This is a genomic window from Sphingomonas phyllosphaerae FA2 (assembly GCF_000427645.1).
GTDB classification, from domain to species: Bacteria; Pseudomonadota; Alphaproteobacteria; order Sphingomonadales; family Sphingomonadaceae; genus Sphingomonas; species Sphingomonas phyllosphaerae.
In genome coordinates this window covers 1180826-1196177 of the sequence record NZ_KE386571.1, presented here as the reverse complement: position 1 = coordinate 1196177, position 15352 = coordinate 1180826, and the positions used below count along the sequence as shown (strand labels likewise).

Annotated in this window: 17 protein-coding genes; 6 read left to right on the top strand and 11 right to left on the bottom strand. The window is 65.9% G+C overall.

Annotated elements, in window-relative coordinates; translation table 11 throughout:
* Nucleotides 1-14: 14 nt before the first annotated feature.
* From pyrF to phhA, 5 genes are all read right to left on the bottom strand, one after another.
* The gene (gene pyrF / locus SPHPH_RS0106020; RefSeq protein ID WP_028965876.1) at nucleotides 15-689 is read right to left on the bottom strand and encodes an orotidine-5'-phosphate decarboxylase; all 675 of its coding nucleotides are present in this window, start codon (nucleotides 687-689) and stop codon (nucleotides 15-17) included.
* Nucleotides 689-1006 carry a lipopolysaccharide assembly protein LapA domain-containing protein gene (locus tag SPHPH_RS0106015; protein WP_028965875.1) on the bottom strand — a complete coding sequence of 106 codons (318 nt, stop codon included), beginning with the start codon at nucleotides 1004-1006 and terminating at the stop codon, nucleotides 689-691. The genes pyrF and SPHPH_RS0106015 overlap by 1 nt, the downstream gene beginning before the upstream one ends.
* 45 nt (nucleotides 1007-1051) lie before the next feature.
* Nucleotides 1052-2347, bottom strand: a complete 1296-nt coding sequence (gene hmgA / locus SPHPH_RS0106010) for a homogentisate 1,2-dioxygenase (RefSeq protein WP_028965874.1) — start codon at nucleotides 2345-2347, stop codon at nucleotides 1052-1054.
* A gap of 145 nt (nucleotides 2348-2492) precedes the next feature.
* On the bottom strand, nucleotides 2493-3551 hold the full coding sequence (gene hppD, locus SPHPH_RS0106005; protein ID WP_028965873.1) for a 4-hydroxyphenylpyruvate dioxygenase: 1059 nt from the start codon (nucleotides 3549-3551) through the stop codon (nucleotides 2493-2495).
* Nucleotides 3552-3575: 24 nt separating this feature from the next.
* Entirely contained in the window at nucleotides 3576-4427 is an 852-nt protein-coding gene (gene phhA / locus SPHPH_RS0106000; protein ID WP_028965872.1) for a phenylalanine 4-monooxygenase, read from the bottom strand.
* 95 nt (nucleotides 4428-4522) lie between these two features.
* Here phhA and SPHPH_RS0105995 point away from each other — a divergent pair, with 95 nt between their 5' ends.
* Nucleotides 4523-4993 carry an Lrp/AsnC family transcriptional regulator gene (locus SPHPH_RS0105995; RefSeq protein WP_028965871.1) on the top strand — a complete coding sequence of 157 codons (471 nt, stop codon included), beginning with the start codon at nucleotides 4523-4525 and terminating at the stop codon, nucleotides 4991-4993.
* Nucleotides 4994-5095: 102 nt separating this feature from the next.
* Here the strand turns inward: SPHPH_RS0105995 and trmFO are convergent, their stop codons facing one another.
* The 3 genes from trmFO to SPHPH_RS0105980 are packed head-to-tail and all read right to left on the bottom strand — an operon-like array spanning nucleotide 5096 to nucleotide 7448.
* Complete coding sequence (trmFO, locus tag SPHPH_RS0105990) at nucleotides 5096-6406, bottom strand: methylenetetrahydrofolate--tRNA-(uracil(54)-C(5))-methyltransferase (FADH(2)-oxidizing) TrmFO (RefSeq protein ID WP_028965870.1); 1311 nt, start codon at nucleotides 6404-6406, stop codon at nucleotides 5096-5098.
* 40 nt (nucleotides 6407-6446) lie between these two features.
* Complete coding sequence (locus SPHPH_RS0105985) at nucleotides 6447-6809, bottom strand: hypothetical protein (RefSeq protein WP_028965869.1); 363 nt, start codon at nucleotides 6807-6809, stop codon at nucleotides 6447-6449.
* 48 nt (nucleotides 6810-6857) lie between these two features.
* Nucleotides 6858-7448 carry an NADPH-dependent FMN reductase gene (locus SPHPH_RS0105980; protein ID WP_028965868.1) on the bottom strand — a complete coding sequence of 197 codons (591 nt, stop codon included), beginning with the start codon at nucleotides 7446-7448 and terminating at the stop codon, nucleotides 6858-6860.
* 118 nt (nucleotides 7449-7566) lie between these two features.
* On the opposite strand from SPHPH_RS0105980, the gene SPHPH_RS0105975 reads away from it, so the two are divergent.
* From SPHPH_RS0105975 to SPHPH_RS0105965, 3 genes are all read left to right on the top strand, one after another.
* A complete protein-coding gene (locus SPHPH_RS0105975; protein ID WP_028965867.1) occupies nucleotides 7567-8142 on the top strand; it encodes a hypothetical protein in 576 nt (191 codons plus the stop codon).
* 205 nt (nucleotides 8143-8347) lie between these two features.
* Nucleotides 8348-8656, top strand: coding sequence for a hypothetical protein (locus SPHPH_RS0105970; RefSeq protein ID WP_037488172.1), 309 nt, complete (start codon nucleotides 8348-8350; stop codon nucleotides 8654-8656).
* Nucleotides 8657-8804: 148 nt separating this feature from the next.
* Entirely contained in the window at nucleotides 8805-9494 is a 690-nt protein-coding gene (locus SPHPH_RS0105965) for a L,D-transpeptidase (protein WP_028965865.1), read from the top strand.
* A gap of 71 nt (nucleotides 9495-9565) precedes the next feature.
* On the opposite strand, the gene SPHPH_RS0105960 is transcribed toward SPHPH_RS0105965, so the two are convergent.
* On the bottom strand, nucleotides 9566-10666 hold the full coding sequence (locus SPHPH_RS0105960) for an alpha/beta fold hydrolase (protein WP_028965864.1): 1101 nt from the start codon (nucleotides 10664-10666) through the stop codon (nucleotides 9566-9568).
* Nucleotides 10667-10840: 174 nt separating this feature from the next.
* Between SPHPH_RS0105960 and SPHPH_RS0105955 the strand changes: the two genes are divergently transcribed.
* Nucleotides 10841-11539, top strand: coding sequence for a DUF2490 domain-containing protein (locus SPHPH_RS0105955; protein WP_028965863.1), 699 nt, complete (start codon nucleotides 10841-10843; stop codon nucleotides 11537-11539).
* A 105-nt stretch (nucleotides 11540-11644) separates the two neighbouring features.
* Nucleotides 11645-12076, top strand: coding sequence for a DUF488 domain-containing protein (locus SPHPH_RS0105950; RefSeq protein WP_028965862.1), 432 nt, complete (start codon nucleotides 11645-11647; stop codon nucleotides 12074-12076).
* 134 nt (nucleotides 12077-12210) lie between these two features.
* On the opposite strand, the gene SPHPH_RS0105945 is transcribed toward SPHPH_RS0105950, so the two are convergent.
* Both SPHPH_RS0105945 and gyrA read right to left on the bottom strand, forming a co-directional pair.
* Nucleotides 12211-12564, bottom strand: a complete 354-nt coding sequence (locus tag SPHPH_RS0105945) for a DUF952 domain-containing protein (RefSeq protein WP_028965861.1) — start codon at nucleotides 12562-12564, stop codon at nucleotides 12211-12213.
* Nucleotides 12561-15329: a DNA gyrase subunit A gene (gene gyrA, locus SPHPH_RS0105940; protein ID WP_028965860.1), complete on the bottom strand. Its 2769-nt coding sequence runs from the start codon at nucleotides 15327-15329 to the stop codon at nucleotides 12561-12563. Before gyrA ends, SPHPH_RS0105945 begins: the two co-directional genes overlap by 4 nt.
* Between the last annotated feature and the right edge of the window lie 23 nt (nucleotides 15330-15352).

The following is a 15352-nucleotide window of genomic DNA, read 5'->3' as shown; positions in this document are numbered from 1 at the left end:
CTGCCAATAACGCGTTAGAGCGTGCCGGCGATCGCGCGCGCGGCGGCGTCCGGGTCCTCGGCTTGCGTGATCGGGCGGCCGATCACCAGCATCGAGGCGCCGTGGTCGACCGCCATGCGCGGGGTGACGACGCGCTTCTGATCGCCGACCTCGCCATCGGCGGGGCGGACGCCAGGGACGACGAAATAACCCTTCGGCCAGGCGGCGTGCGCGGCCTTCACCTCCGCGCCTGAGCAGACGATGCCGTCGAGCCCGGCCGCGCGCGCCAACTCGGCAAGGCGCAAGACGTGGTCGTGCGCGCTGCCGGCGACGCCGGTCGCGGCGAGATCGTCGTCGTCGAGACTGGTGAGCATCGTCACCGCGACCACCTTGGTCGAGGGATGTGCGGCGGCCTTGGCATCCTCGAGCATCGCGCGTCCGCCGCTGGCGTGGACGGTCAGCACGGCGGGGGCGAGCCCGGCCAGCGACTGCACCGCCTTGGCGACGGTATTGGGGATGTCGTGGAGCTTGAGGTCGAGGAAGACGGGCAGGCCGATTTCCTCCATTGCGCGGACGCCCGAGGGTCCGTGCGCGCAGAAGAATTCCAGCCCGAGCTTGATCCCGCCGACGTGGTGGCGGACCCTTTGCGCCAGCGCGCGGGCGCGATCGAGGTCGGGGGTGTCCAGCGCGACGAAGATCCGGTTGGCCATCACTCGGCTCCGTTCGTGGGAGCCGCGGGGGGCGTGGAAGGGGGAGGCGTCTCGATCCCACGGACGGCGGCGAGCGCGCTTTCGGTCGCGCGCTCCGCAGCAGTCAGCCGCTGGCGCAGCCGGAAGCGCACCCAATGCTGGTAGATCAGCGTCGGCACAAAGCCGAGCAGGAAGGTGACCAGCAGCAGCAGCGGCAGGTTCACCTCCGCGACCAGCCCGCCGAACAACTGGATCGTGACGTTGGTCCAATTGCCGAACGTGAACACCGCGGCGACGAACGCCAGCAGCGACCAGAACAGGATCTTCAGAAATTGCATGGCGGGCACGCTAGCAAGGTCGACGGTTTTTTCCAGTGCGCTGGATCACCGCGGTAGTGTCGCCTTGGGAAAGCCGCGCCAGACGTCGTCATAGTCGAGCTGCATCGTTGCCGATGTTTGCGCCCAGGCGGTGGTCCGCACCACGTGGCGGGTTTCGAACATGAACGCCATCGTCCCGTCGATCTTAATTGGTTTCAAGTCGCTTGCGACGGCTTTCTCGTAGCTCGCCTGATCTGGGCCGTGGCCATTCATCTGATTGTGGAGGCTGGCGCCGCCGGGGATGAACCCGCCGCCTTCCTTCGCGTCATAGGCGCCGGCGATCAGCCCCATGAACTCGCTCATCACGTTGCGATGGAACCACGGCGGGCGGAATGTGCCCTCGGCGACCATCCACCGCGGGGGGAAGATCACGAAGTCGCAATTGGCGGTGCCGGGAGTGTCGCTCGGTGAGGTGAGGACGGTGAAGATGGATGGATCGGGGTGATCGAACGACACGGTGTTGATCGTGTTGAAGCGTGTTAAATCATAGCGATACGGGGCGAGGTTGCCGTGCCATGCCACGACGTCAAAGGGCGAATGGTCGAGCCTGGTCTGCCAGAGCGCGCCCTGAAATTTCTGGATGACGGTGCAGGGTTCGTCGCGATCCTCGAACCATGCGGCGGGTGACTCGAAGTCGCGCGGATTGGCGAGGCCGTTGGCGCCGATCGGGCCGAGGTCGGGGAGGCGGAAGGGCGCGCCGTGGTTTTCGAGGACATAGCCGCGGGCGCGTCCGTCCGGGAGCGCGATGCGGAAACGGACACCTCGAGGAATGACCGCGATCTGTAGCGGGGCGACGTCGAGGCGGCCGAGTTCGGTGTCGATCGCGAGGCGACCTTCCTGCGGGACGATCAGCCATTCGCCATCGGCGGAGAAGAAGGCGCGGTCCATGTCGGCGGTCGCGGCATAGAGGTGGATCGCGACGCCGGTCTGGTCGGCGACGCTGCCGTTGCCCCCGTAGGTGACGAGGCCGTCGAGCCAGTCGGTTGGCGTTTCGGGCCACGGCGGCGGATCCCAGCGCATCCGGTTGGGAGACGGCGGGGTGTCGAAGGGGGCAGCGCGGAGGTTGGGTGCGCCGTCGTAGCGGGTGAAGGCGGGGTGCTGCGCGGTCGGGCGGAGGCGATAGAGCCAGCTGCGACGATTCTCGTGGCGGGGCGCGGTGAAGGCGGTGCCGGAGAGTTGTTCGGCATATAGGCCGAACGGGACGTGTTGCGGCGAGTTGCGACCGATCGGGAGCGCGCCGGGGACCGCCTCGGTCGACACATGGTTGCCGAAGCCGGGGTGGTAGCGGGGCGTGTCGGTCATGGCTCTCTCCTGTATCGACCCGTCGGATCGTCTGCCTTCTTCCGTCATTCCGGACTTGATCCGGGATCCCGCTTCTTCTCCAAGGTTCAAGAAGAAGCGGAGCCCCGGATCAAGTCCGGGGCGACGGTGAGGTGGCTGGATTCATCTAGGCGTCCACCTTCACCACGCCGCGCCGGATCTGGTCCAGCTCGATGCTCTCGAACAACGCCTGAAAATTGCCGTTGCCGAAGCCCTGATTGCCCTTGCGCTGGATGATCTCGAAGAAGATCGGGCCGACCATATTCTCGGTGAAGATCTGGAGCAGGATGCCCTCGTCGCCGACATTGCCGTCGATCAGGATGCGGTTGCGCTTCAGCCGCTCAAGGTCCTCGCCGTGGCCGGGGACGCGCTTGTCGACCAGTTCGTAATAGGTCTCAATCGTGTCCTGCAGCCGCACGCCGCGCGCGCGCAGCTTCTCGACCGTCTCGTAGATGTCGTCGGTGGTCAGCGCGAGGTGCTGGATGCCTTCGCCATTATATTCCCGGATGAATTCCTCGATCTGCGAGGTTTCGTCCTTGCTCTCGTTGAGCGGGATGCGGATCGCCAGGTCGGGGGCGATCATCGCCTGGCTGAACAGCCCGGTGGCCTTGCCCTTGATGTCGAAGAACTTCTGCTCCTCGAACCCGAACAGCCGGCCGTAGAAGCTCGACCATGTCCGCATCTCGCCACGCCGGACGTTGTGGGTCAGGTGGTCGAGGATATCGAGCCCGACATTGTTCTGCTCGGCAGCCTCGCGCCAGCCGGGGACTTCCTCCCAATCGGCGTAGAGGTCCGCACCGGCCTTGACGAGATAGAGGTAGCTGCCGCCGATCCCCTCGATCGGGAAGCTGCCGTCGCCGAGCGTCCCCGCCGCCGCGTCGACCGCGACCGCGCCCTCGGCGATCGCATGGTCATAGGCGGCCTGCGGATCGGCAACGCGGAACGCCATGCCGCTCGCCGACGGGCCGTGGAGCGCGCGGAAGTCGGCGGCCTGCCCGGTCGGCTCGCGGTTGAGCAACAGGTTGATGCGGCCCTGTACGTAGCGCGTCACTTGCTTGCTCGGGTGACGGTGTGCGGCGACGAAGCCCATCTGTTCGAATTGCTTCGCCAGCGTGTCGGGATCGGGCGAGGTGAATTCGCAGAACTCGAAGCCGGCAAGGCCGAGCGGATTGGCGGGATCGGTCATGGTCGGGCCTTTCAGGTGAAGGGATTAATGGCGGGCGTGCGCTTGCGTGCCGCGCGTGTAGACGCGGTCGTGCGCCAGGATCGTCTCCGGGTCGTGATCCGGCTGGCCTTCCAGATCGGCGTACAGCGGGGCGAAATCGGTGTTGAGCGTCTGGTCGAGCAGGTCCTCGAAGCTGTCGATGACGAAGTAGCTCTGCTGGAAATCGTCGATCCGATAGCGGGTGCGCATCACGCGCTTCAGGTCGAACGCAAGGCGGTTGGGCGAGGCGTCGTCGAGCGCGAAGACCGATTCGGATCGTGAGGAAACGATACCGGCCCCATAGAGCGCGAGGTCGTCGCCGGAACGTACCAGTCCGAATTCGACGGTGTACCAGTAGAGCCGCGACAGGCGTTCGATCGCGCCCATCGCCGCGGCGCGTTGCCCGCCTTGCCCGTAGGCCTGCATGTAGTCGGCGAACACGGGGTTGGCGAGCAGGGGGACGTGGCCGAAGACGTCGTGGAAGACGTCGGGCTCCTGAAGATAGTCGAGCTGATCGGGGCGGCGGATGAAATTGCCCGAGACGAAGCGGCGGTTGGCGAGATGATCGAAGAAGACATCGTCGGGGACGAGGCCGGGGACGGCGACGACCTGCCAGCCGGTCGCCTTCATCAGCCGCTCGGAGAGTTCGTCGAAGTCGGGGATGCCGGGCTTCGACAGGCGGAGCACGTCGAGGCCGGCGGTGAACTCGGGGGTGACGCGGCCCGGCAGCATCGCAATCTGGCGCGCGAACAGCGTGTCCCAGGTGGCGTGTTCCTCAGCCGTGTACGTGTCCCAGCCCTGCGGGATCGTCCAGTCGGCGGCGGCTCCCTCGGGCCGGATCAGCGCTGCATCTGCCATGGGGATACGATCGCATATGGGCGCGATCAATGCTTATCAGAATTGCACCTGTTGTGGCTTTCGGTGAAACGCTCGCGGCATTATACTGCGTGTTCATGAACCAGATTGATCAACTCGACGCCATAGACCGCCGCATCGTTTCGGCGTTGCAGGAGGACGGGACGCTCAGCAATGCCGATCTCGCGCAGCGCGTCGGGGCATCCTCGGCGTCGTGCTGGCGGCGGGTTAAGGCGCTGGAGGCGGCGGGGGTGCTGACGCGCACGGTGCGGCTGGTCGATCCGGCGGCGGTCGGGCGCGGGGTCAACGTGCTGTGCAACGTGCGGATGCGGAGCCATGCGGTCGAGGCGCGGCAGGCGTTCGAGCAATTCGTGGACGGGCGGCCGGAGATCGTCGAGAGCTTCTCGATGTCGGGAGAGTGGGATTACCTGCTGCGGATCGTCGTCGCGGATGTGAGTGACTATAACCACTTCTTGATGCAGGTGATGCTCGGGCATCCTTCGGTGGCGGGGGCGTCGTCGCATTTCGCGCTGTCGATGACAAAATATACGACGGCGCTTCCGGTTTAGCTTCGTGGTGGTCGTCGCCCCGGACTTGATCCGGGGCCCCGCTTCTTACGGGCGTCGAGAAGAAGCGGGATCCCGGATCAAGTCCGGGATGACGTGGAATGGTCAGGCAGCCAGCCACTCCGCCAGCGCGGACCGCGCGCGGTCGGTGTACATCTTCTTGCGGTCGGCCTTCTTCGTGCGGCCGGGGATCGGCGGGAAGAGGCCGAAATTGACGTTCATCGGCTGATAGCTGTCCGCTTCCGCGCCGCCGGTAATGTGCGACAGCAGCGCACCGAGCGCGGTCTCCACCGGCGGCGGGGCGAGCGTCTCGCCGCGTAGCTCGGCGATTGCGAAGCGGCCGGCGAGCAGGCCGATCGACGCGCTTTCGATATAGCCCTCGCAGCCGGTGATCTGTCCGGCGAAGCGGATGTTCGGCCGCGAGCGGAGCCGGAGCGTCTCGTCGAGCAATTCGGGCGAGCGCAGGAAGGTGTTGCGGTGCAGCCCGCCGAGCCGCGCGAACTCGGCGTTTTCGAGACCGGGGATCGTGCGGAACAGTCGGACCTGCTCGGCATGCTTGAGCTTGGTCTGGAAGCCGACGATGTTCCATAGCGTGCCGAGCGCATTGTCCTGCCGGAGCTGGACGCACGCATAGGGCCAGCGGCCGGTGCGCGGGTCGTCGAGGCCGACGCCCTTCATTGGGCCGAAGCGCAAGGTTTCGGGGCCGCGTTCCGCCATCACCTCGATCGGCATACAGCCTTCGAAATAGGGGACGTTCTCCCATTCGCGATATTCGGTCTTCTCGCCGTCGATCAGCGCGGCGACGAAGGCGTGATACTGGTCCTTGTCGAGCGGGCAGTTGATGTAGTCCGTCCCTTCGCCCTTGTTCCAGCGCGACTGGAACCACGCCGTCTCCATGTCGATCGAGTCGCGGTGGACGATCGGGGCGATGGCGTCGAAGAAGGCGAGCGAGTCGCGGCCGGTCTCTGCGGCGATCCGTTCCGACAGGCCGGGCGCGGTGAGCGGGCCGGTGGCGATGATCGCGGGGGTGTCGGGGAGGGCATCGATCCGCTCGCGGACGACCGTGATGTTCGGGTGCGCCGCCACCGCCGCGGTGACGCCGGCCGAGAAGCCGTCGCGATCGACCGCCAGCGCCGAGCCCGCGGGAACGCGGTGACGGTCGCCTTCGCGCAGGATCAGCGAGCCGAGCGCGCGCAGTTCCTGATGGAGCAGCCCGACCGCGTTGCTGTCGGCATCGTCGCTGCGGAAGCTGTTCGAGCAGACCAACTCGGCGAGATCGTCGGTGTGGTGGGCAGGGGTGGTGTCGCCGCTACCGCGCATCTCCGACAAGCGGACCTTGAAGCCGGCCTCGGCGCATTGCCAAGCGGCTTCCGAGCCGGCGAGCCCGCCTCCCACGATATGAATGTCATACGTCATACCGCCGCGGATAGCGGGTGCCGCGGGTCTTGTCAGGGGTTCAGGCCTGATAGCGCAAGGTGTTGGCGAAGCCTTCGTTGGTCTTGGTCATCTTGGCGATCTTGCGAAGGCAGGCGCGCACGTTTCGTTCGAAATGCTGATCGTCGTAGATGCCGGTCGCGCGATATTCGTCCTGCCCCAGCAAGGCCTTGATGTCGGCGGCGAAGGCTTGCTGGTCGTCGATCCGGTCGTTGGCGCGCAGGGTGCGGCAGACCCATTCCTCGGCGGCGGCCTTGTCGTAGTCGCGTTGTGCCTCGTACCCGCGCCGGTCGGCTGCGGCCTGGTCGAGCCGGGCCGCTGCTGCGCGACGTTCCAGCCAGAGGCGCACGCGCTCGGGCTGCCATGTTTCAGACGCTTCGTTCATTCGCGATCTCTTAGAGCGCCGAACCGGCCTGCGCCACGTGCGACATGGTCAGTAAGGCGGCGGGACCTTCGCCTTCTGCTCGCGCGCGGCGGCGGTCCACCAGGCGAGATCGTCGGCGAAGCGCGGGAAGGCGCGGGTCAATGACGCGCCGCCGTCGCCGGTCGGATTACCTTCGGCGTCGAGCGTGTGGCCGATGCTGCCCACGGTGAGCGTGCTCGACACCACGACCATCCCCATCTCGGTCAGCGTGCCGTGCCATGCGACGCTGGCATGCGCGCCGGCGAGCCGGCCGGCCGAATAGCTGGCGATCGCAGCGGGGCGCCAGAACCATTCCTCCAGAAAATGATCGGTGAGGTTCTTCAGCCCGGGCTGCTGGCCCCAATTATATTCTCCGGTGACGAACACGAAGGCGTCGGCGCCGCGGATCTTGCCCGCGAGTTCTTCGAGTGCAGGTGGCGCCTCACCGGCCGTATATTCCTTGTACATGCGATCGAGCATGGGCAGCCCGATCGCCTTGGCATCGATGAGTTCGGGGGCCGCGCCACGCTCCGTAAAGGCACGCACGAGGTAGTGGGCCAGCCGGATGCCCTGCCGATCCGAACGATAGGAGCCGTAGAAGATCAATATCCGGTCAGCCATCGGGGTATCCTCCTGAAGGAGCGCACCGATCATCGGCGCGCGCTCGGCATCTCTCAACCCTGAATGAACGCGCCACGAGCGCTAAACTCCACGTCGAATAAGCGCTAAGACCCGCGCCATGCGCATCATCTCCTTCTCCGCCTTCCTGTCCTTCGTGGCTTTCGCGGCCGCTCCCGCCGCCGCCGACTATGCCACCCGCGAGGTCGGCGCGTGGGTCGTCTCCCCCAGTAGCGATCAGAAAGGTTGCTTTCTGACGCGCACCTATCCCGAGCCGCGCGGCACCACGCTACAGTTCGGGTTGGATATCGACGGCAGCAACCGCCTGACGCTGCTCAACCCGAACTGGTCGATCCGCGCGCGCGAGCAGCTTCGGCTCGATTTCCGCCTGTCCAATTCAGCCTTTCCCCGCCATCTCGCCATCGGCATCGCCACCGCGGGGCAACGCGGGTTCGTCACCAATTTTGGCGCGACGTTCCCGCGCAATTTCGCATCGTCCGACTCGCTGAGGGTTCGGCGTGGCGACGTGCCGGTCGAAGAGCTGAAGCTGGATGGCAGCGGCGCCGCGATTGCCGAATTGCGCAAGTGCGTCGATCGGCAGCGCGCGCCTGCAGTCGCCAAATCGACCCGCGATCCGGAAGGCCGCATCCCGCTCGATCCGTTTGCAAACGACCGGCGTCGCGATTCGAGAAAGTAACAACCGCGCCTGCTTCTGTTCAGCGGTGGTTAATATCCAAGTAACCGCACTGATCATCTTTGATGCAAAAGTACTCTACCACGAAGATTAGCGGGGATCACCCCTCGACTGATCGCATTCCGGGCTCGGTTCATCGTCTATACTATTGCCGGTGCGTTACGTTCTAGGCTCCCTCGCCGGGCTAGAGATTATTTGGAAGACTGTGATGCTTACCTCCTTTGCCAAACTCTCCCCCGCGGTGGCCGTGCTGCTGATCGCCCCGACGCTCGGCGGCTGTGCCACCAAGAAGTATGTGCGCGAGCAGATCGAGCCGGTCAGCGCGCGCGTCAGCACGCTGGAAACGCAGTTGCAGGCGACCGACGGCACCGCCAAGCAGGCGCTCGCCGAGGCGCAGGCTGCGTCGGGGCAGGCGCAGCAGCAGGGCCAGCGCCTCGACCAGTTGAACGGCCGCGTCGACGGCGTCGAGCAGCGGCTTCAGCAGCAGGAGCAGCGCGGCAAGCGCCCTCGCCACTAAACAATATCGACGCGTGCAGGGCGTTCCCGTCGTCGCGCGATGACGACGCGAGGACGTGTCCGGTGAACCCGAGCGCCCTGCGGGTGTTGACGATGATCCGGCGGCCGCCCGCACAGGGCGGCCGCTTTCGGCTTGTGGCGATAGGTTGATGATTTCACAGATACTTGCGGGTGTTGCTCTGTTCGCTGCTGGCGTTCCGCCGGTTTCCAAGGCGACGCCGCAAGGCGCGGCGGTCGCAGCACCGACGTCCTCGACGGAAGCTGCCCTGTCGCCATCGGCCGATGGGGCGCGCGTTGCCGACTGGATCGCGACGTCGCGCGACAATCACGCGCTGCCCTATGCAGTCATCGACAAGCACGATGCGTCGATGATGCTCTTCGATGGTCGCGGCAAGCTGCTGGCGCAGGTGCCGGTGCTGCTCGGCATCGCGCCGGGTGACGACGCGACGCCCGGCGTTGGCAGCAAGAAGCTCGGTGAGATCGGGCCGGCCGAGAAGACCACCCCGGCGGGACGCTTCCTCGCCAAGTTCGGCTATGCCGCGGGGCGGCAACGCGTCCTGTGGGTCGATTACACCAACAGCGTCGCGATCCACCCGATCCCGGGCGATGCCGCCAAATCCGAAAACCGGCGCGCGCGCATGTTGTCGCCAGAGGTGGACGACAATCGGATCACCTTCGGCTGCATCAACGTACCGAAGGCGTTCTACGCCTCGAACCTGCGCCCACTGTTCGAGAAGAAGGGCGGCTATGTCTATGTCCTGCCGGACACCAGATCCCTGGAGGACGTTTTCCCGCGCTTGCGGGTACATGCGCTGACGTCGGGCAAGGCATCGACCTAGGCCGGCTTGACTGACCTAGACGAAGGGCATTGTTGCGTAAGCGGCAGGCGGCCTGTTGCCGGCTGTCGACGCTAGCGCTGGTCGGTCCGCTGTAGCAGGTCGACCAGATCCTGCTTCCAGAACCGGGCCGCGGTGTGGGTGCCATGTCCGCGCGTGTCAGCGGTTTCGGGGATGAGGCGGAAGCGCGCGTCCCTCATCCGTGCGACGGCGCGAACGGGATAATCGAGATCGCGGGGGTTGATGAAGTCGTCCGCCGAGTTGATCCACATCGTGGGTGCGGTGATCGCCTCCAGTCGCGGCCACGGATCGTAGGATCGCGAGGCGTCGATCTGGTAAAGCAGGTCGTTCGCATCGGTCGCGGCGATCGCTGCGGTCACGCGCTCCTCCGCGAACGCTTCCGCCGAGCTACGCTTGGGATATTGTGCCTGGAAATAGAGCGGGGCGGCACCTGCCACGAACAGCAGGCTCGCGGCGGTGCGCAGCCCCTGCGTCGGCGGGGTGCGATATTCGCCGCCCGCCCAGGCCGGGTCCGCGGTGATCCCGTCCATCGCCAGCTTGCGCCACATGCGATTGAGCCCGGCGATCTCGACCGGCTCGCAGGCAAGCGGCATCAGCGCGCGGGCAAAGTCCGGGCGAGTCTCGCCCCAGACCAGGCTGTGCATGCATCCCATCGATGTGCCCATGATGAGGCGCATGCGGCGGATATTCAGGCCGTCGCGGAGCAGGAGATATTGGCCATCGACCATGTCGTCATAATCGTAGCGCGGAAAGCGCATGTGCAAACCGTCCGAGGGCTTGGACGATTTGCCGTGCCCGATGCCGTCGGGGAGGATGATCCAATAGCGGGTGATATCCAGCGGTTGGCCCGGACCGTAGAGTTCGTCCGCGAATTGCGGGCTGAGGAACTGGCGACCGGTGCCGCCGGTGCCGTGCAGGATCATCACCGCATTATCGATCTCCCCCCTGGCGTTCCGGTGCGGTGAGCCGAGGGTGGTGTAGTTGAGGCGCAATTCCGGCAAGGTCTCGCCAGAGCGAAAGCGAAAGTTCCTGATCGTGAATTGTGCGTCGCGTGCCGGCCATTTGGTTGCGGACGCCGTGGGCGTGGCTGCCGGGGTAAGGGCAGGGGTTTGCGCGGTGGCGGCCTGCAGGAGCAGGAGGAGGGTGGTCAGCATGGCCTACCGTCGCGTCTGTTCGTACGGTGTGCAAGTCACTCTTTTATCGCCGATTGCGGTGTCGTCGCAACAACATCCGGCGCGCTCCGGTCGGCGCGACGGTGGCCGATGCGCGCGCGGCGACTGGCGCACCGGTGCGGCATCGCTATATGCGGCCGAAAGGAGCCTTGGGGGGTGTTTTCCGTGTCCACATTGCGCTGCGCGGCGCTGCTCTCCGGCGCGTTGATGATTGCGACGCCGGCGGCGGCGCAAGTCGAGGACGAGCAATTCTGGGAGCAGGTCAACCTCAACGTGCCGTTGACCCCCGAAGTGCGGGTGACGCTCGAACAGATTGGTCGCTGGGGCGATCGCGCCGACGGGATCAGTCAGACCGAATATGGCGCGTTGCTCGGGTGGAAAAGCGGCAAGGCGATCGAGTGGGGGTTCGGCTACCGCCGTGTGGGCCTGTTCAGCGCCACCGGGCCGGGCGTCCACGAAAATCGCCTGCGTCAGCAGGTGGTGCTGTCGCACGGGAATTTGGTCGCGCGGTTTCGCGTGGACGAGCGGTTCAATCCGGGCGGCGATGAGGTCGGCGTACGTATCCGGCCGCTCGTCCGCGCTAACATCCCGCTGCGCAGCCGCAAGCTCGCGTTCTTCGCCTCACACGAGAGCTTCTTTCTTCCCAACTCTACCCGGTGGGGCCAACGCTCGGGCTACGAGCGGATGCGCAACATGCTGGGCATCACCGTGCCGCTGGTTTCGCGCAAGGCGATGCTGGACATCGGTTACTTGAACCAGTTTCGCTTCGGACGGAATGGCGCACGCCCGGTGATGGAACATGCGCTCAGCCTGCAACTGACGATCAACGCGATCGGGCCGATCCTGCACGATTGATCGCCGCCGATGGAGCTTTCGGGCGCCGTTGAACGCTCCGCCTCGGCCATGCGGCTGTTTGCCGGTGGCTTGTCTTGCGGGCGGTGGGCAACCACTTCGCATGGCATGACGATCTATACCATCGGTTATGAAGGCGCGACGATGGCCGAATTCATCGCCGCGCTGCGGGCCGCGGGCGTGCGGCGAGTGATCGACGTCCGCGCGCTGCCGCTGTCGCGGCGGCCGGGCTTCTCCAAGTCACCGCTGGCGGCGTCGCTGCGCGAGGAGGGGATCGAATATGTGCACCTGAAGGCGCTGGGAACGCCGAAGCGCGGGCGTAATGCGGCCAAGAAGGGTGACGTCGCAACGCTGACCGCGGTGTATGAGGTGCAGCTGGAGCTGCCGGAAGCGCAGGCGCAGGCGGCGCAGATGCTGGCGCTGGCGGACGAGGTGCCGAGCGCGCTGCTGTGTTTCGAGCGGGAGCCCTGCCATTGCCACCGGACGCTGTTGTTGCAGGCGGTGGCGGCGGGGCGTGAGGTGGTGGATTTGTTCGTTTAGTCGCCCCTGCGCAGGCAGGGGCCTATGTCTGTTTCGTCCTGACGTGACGTTCACACAGGTGCGTCGGGATGTGTGACGATGCTTCGTGAGCATTCGACAGACATGGGCCCCTGCCTGCGCAGGGGCGACGCGGCTCAGCCGGCGATGGGCAGCTTCACGGTGCCGTCGGCGTGGCGGTCGAGCGGCCCGTAGGCGATTACCGTCTTCAGAAGCATTTCACCGTAGAGATGCGGGAACAGCTGGCCGCCGCGCGACTCCTCCCACTTCACCTTGTCGCCGTGTGCGGCGAGGTCGACCGCGGCGATGTGGAGGTCGTCCTGTCCGGCGAAATGCTTGTCGACCGTTTTGGCAAGCTGCTCGGCGGTCGACAAATGGATGTAGCCATCGGCCACATCGACCGGCGCGCCGCCGAACCGCCCGTCCTGCTCCAGCGCCGCCATCTGCTCGGCGGTCAGGACCTTATAGGCGGTCAGCGGCATGTCGGTCATTCACCATCCTCCTGGCCGGCGGCTTCATCGTCGCCGATCGTCGCATCGTCCACCGGAGCAACCGGCTGATCGCCAGACAGTTCCTCGGCGACCAGCGCCTCGGCGGCATCCTCGGGCTCCGGCTCCTCGTCGATCCGCGCGGCGGAGACGACATGTTCGTCCTTCGCCACGTTGAACAAACGCACGCCCGCCGAGCCACGGCCGATGACGCGCAGCGAGCCGAGCGGCATCCGGATCATCTTCGCCTGATCGGTGACCAGCATCAGCTGCTCGGCCTTGGTCGAGGGGAAGCTGGCGACGACCGGTCCGTTGCGCGCGATATTGTCGATGTTGGTGATGCCCTGCCCACCGCGGCCGGTGCGGCGATATTCATAGGCCGAGCTGATCTTACCATAGCCGTTGGCGCAGACCGTCAGGATGAACTGCTCGACGGCGCGGAGCCGCTCGAAATCGTGCTGGTCCATCGACAGCTCGCCTTCGCGCTCCTTCCACGGCGCGTTGCGAAGGTATGCCTCGCGCAGTTCGCCATCGGCCTCGACACGATGCAGGACCGACAGCGAGATGACCTGATCGTCACCCTTGAGCGTGATGCCGCGCACGCCGGTCGAGTTGCGGCTCTGGAACTCGCGAACCTCGTCGGCGGCGAAGCGGATCGCCTTGCCGGCGCGAGTGGCGAGCAGCACGTCGTCGCCCTCGTCGAGCAACGCCACGCCGATCAGCCGGTCGTCGGCGTCATCGCCCTCGAACTTCATCGCGATCTTGCCGTTCGACGGCACGTTGGTGAACGCGTCCATCGAGTTGCGGCGCACCGAGCCCTTGGCGGTCGCGAACATGACGTGGAGCTTGCCCCATTCCGCCTCGTCCTCGGGCAACGGCAGCACGGTCGAGATCGTCTCGCCCTGTTCGAGCGGCAGCAGGTTGATCATCGGGCGACCGCGCGTCGCGGGCCCGCCTTCGGGCAGACGCCAGACCTTCATGCGGTACACGCGGCCGAGCGTGGAGAAGAACAGCACCGGCGTGTGCGTCGAAGTGACGAATAGCTTGGTGACGACATCCTCGTCCTTGGTCGCCATGCCAGCGCGGCCCTTGCCGCCGCGCGCCTGCGCGCGGAAGGCGTCCAGCGGGGTGCGCTTTATGTAGCCCGCCATGGTGACGGTCACCACCATGTCCTCGCGCTCGATCAAATCCTCGTCGTCGATCCCGTCAGCAGCGGCGGCGATCTCGGTGCGGCGCGGGGTCGCGAACAGCTCGCGCACCTCGCGGAATTCATCGCGCATCACCGCGTAGAGCTTCACGCGATCGGACAGGATCGCGAGCAATTCGGCGATCGAATCGGCGAGCGTCTTCAGCTCGTCGCCGATCTCGTCGCGCCCCAAAGCGGTGAGGCGGTGCAGGCGCAGGTCGAGGATCGCGCGGACCTGTACTTCGGACAAGCGATAGGTATCGCCCGCGACATCGGTCTCCAGCGCCTCGACCAGCCGCAGATACGGCGCGATTTCGGCTATCGGCCATTCGCGCGCGAGCAATTTGGCGCGCGCCTCGGCCGGGCTCGACGACCCGCGGATGATCCGCACGACTTCGTCGAGGTTGGTGACGGCGATGACGAGGCCGAGCAAGATGTGCGCGCGCTCGCGGGCCTTGTTCAGCTCGAACTTGGCGCGACGCGTGATGACCTGTTCGCGGAACTGCACGAACGCGCTGATAATGTCGCGCAGGTTGAGCAGCTCGGGGCGGCCGCCGCGGATCGCGAGCATGTTCGCGGGGAACGAGCCCTGCGCGGGCGTATGCCGCCACAGCTGGTTGAGCACCACCTCGGGCGTCGCATCGCGCTTGAGATCGATGACGATGCGGACGCCTTCGCGGTTCGATTCGTCGCGAATGTCGCTGACGCCCTCGATACGCTTGTCCTTGGCGGCCTCGGCGATCTTCTCGACGAGTGCGTTCTTGCCCTGCTGGAACGGGATCTCGGTCAGCACGATCGAGGTGCGGTCGCCGCGCCCGGTCTCGATCTTGTGACGGCTGCGCACGATCACCGAGCCGCGCCCGGTTTCATAGGCCGAGCGCGCGCCGGCACGGCCAAGGATGATCGCACCGGTCGGGAAGTCCGGGCCGGGGACGATCTCCATCAGCTCCTCGGTGGTGATCGCGCCATTGTCGATATAGGCAAGGCAAGCGTCGACGACTTCGCCGAGATTGTGCGGCGGGATATTGGTCGCCATGCCGACCGCGATGCCGCCGGCACCGTTGACCAGCAGGTTCGGGAAGCGCGCGGGCAGCACCTGCGGCTCGCGCTCGGACCCGTCGTAATTGGGTTGGAAGTCGACCGTGTCCTTGTCGAGATCGTCCATCAGGTAATTGGCGGACTTCGCCAGCCGCGCTTCGGTATAGCGCATCGCGGCGGCGGGATCGGGGTCCATCGAGCCGAAATTGCCCTGACCGTCGATCAGCGGCAACCGCATCGACCAGTCCTGCGTCATGCGAACCAAGGCTTCGTAGATCGAGCTGTCGCCGTGCGGGTGATATTTACCGATCACGTCGCCGACGATGCGCGCCGATTTGCGATACGGGCGGTTGTAGAGGAACCCGCTTTCGTTCGCCGAGAACAGGATACGGCGATGAACCGGCTTCAGCCCGTCGCGCACGTCGGGCAGCGCCCGCGCCACGATGACGCTCATCGCATAGTCGAGGTAGCTGGTCTTCATCTCCTCGACGATGGAGATGGGGGCGATAGCGGAAGGATCGGCGAGGACGGTGTCGTCGGCCAACTTGAGGTACTTTCTTTTTACGG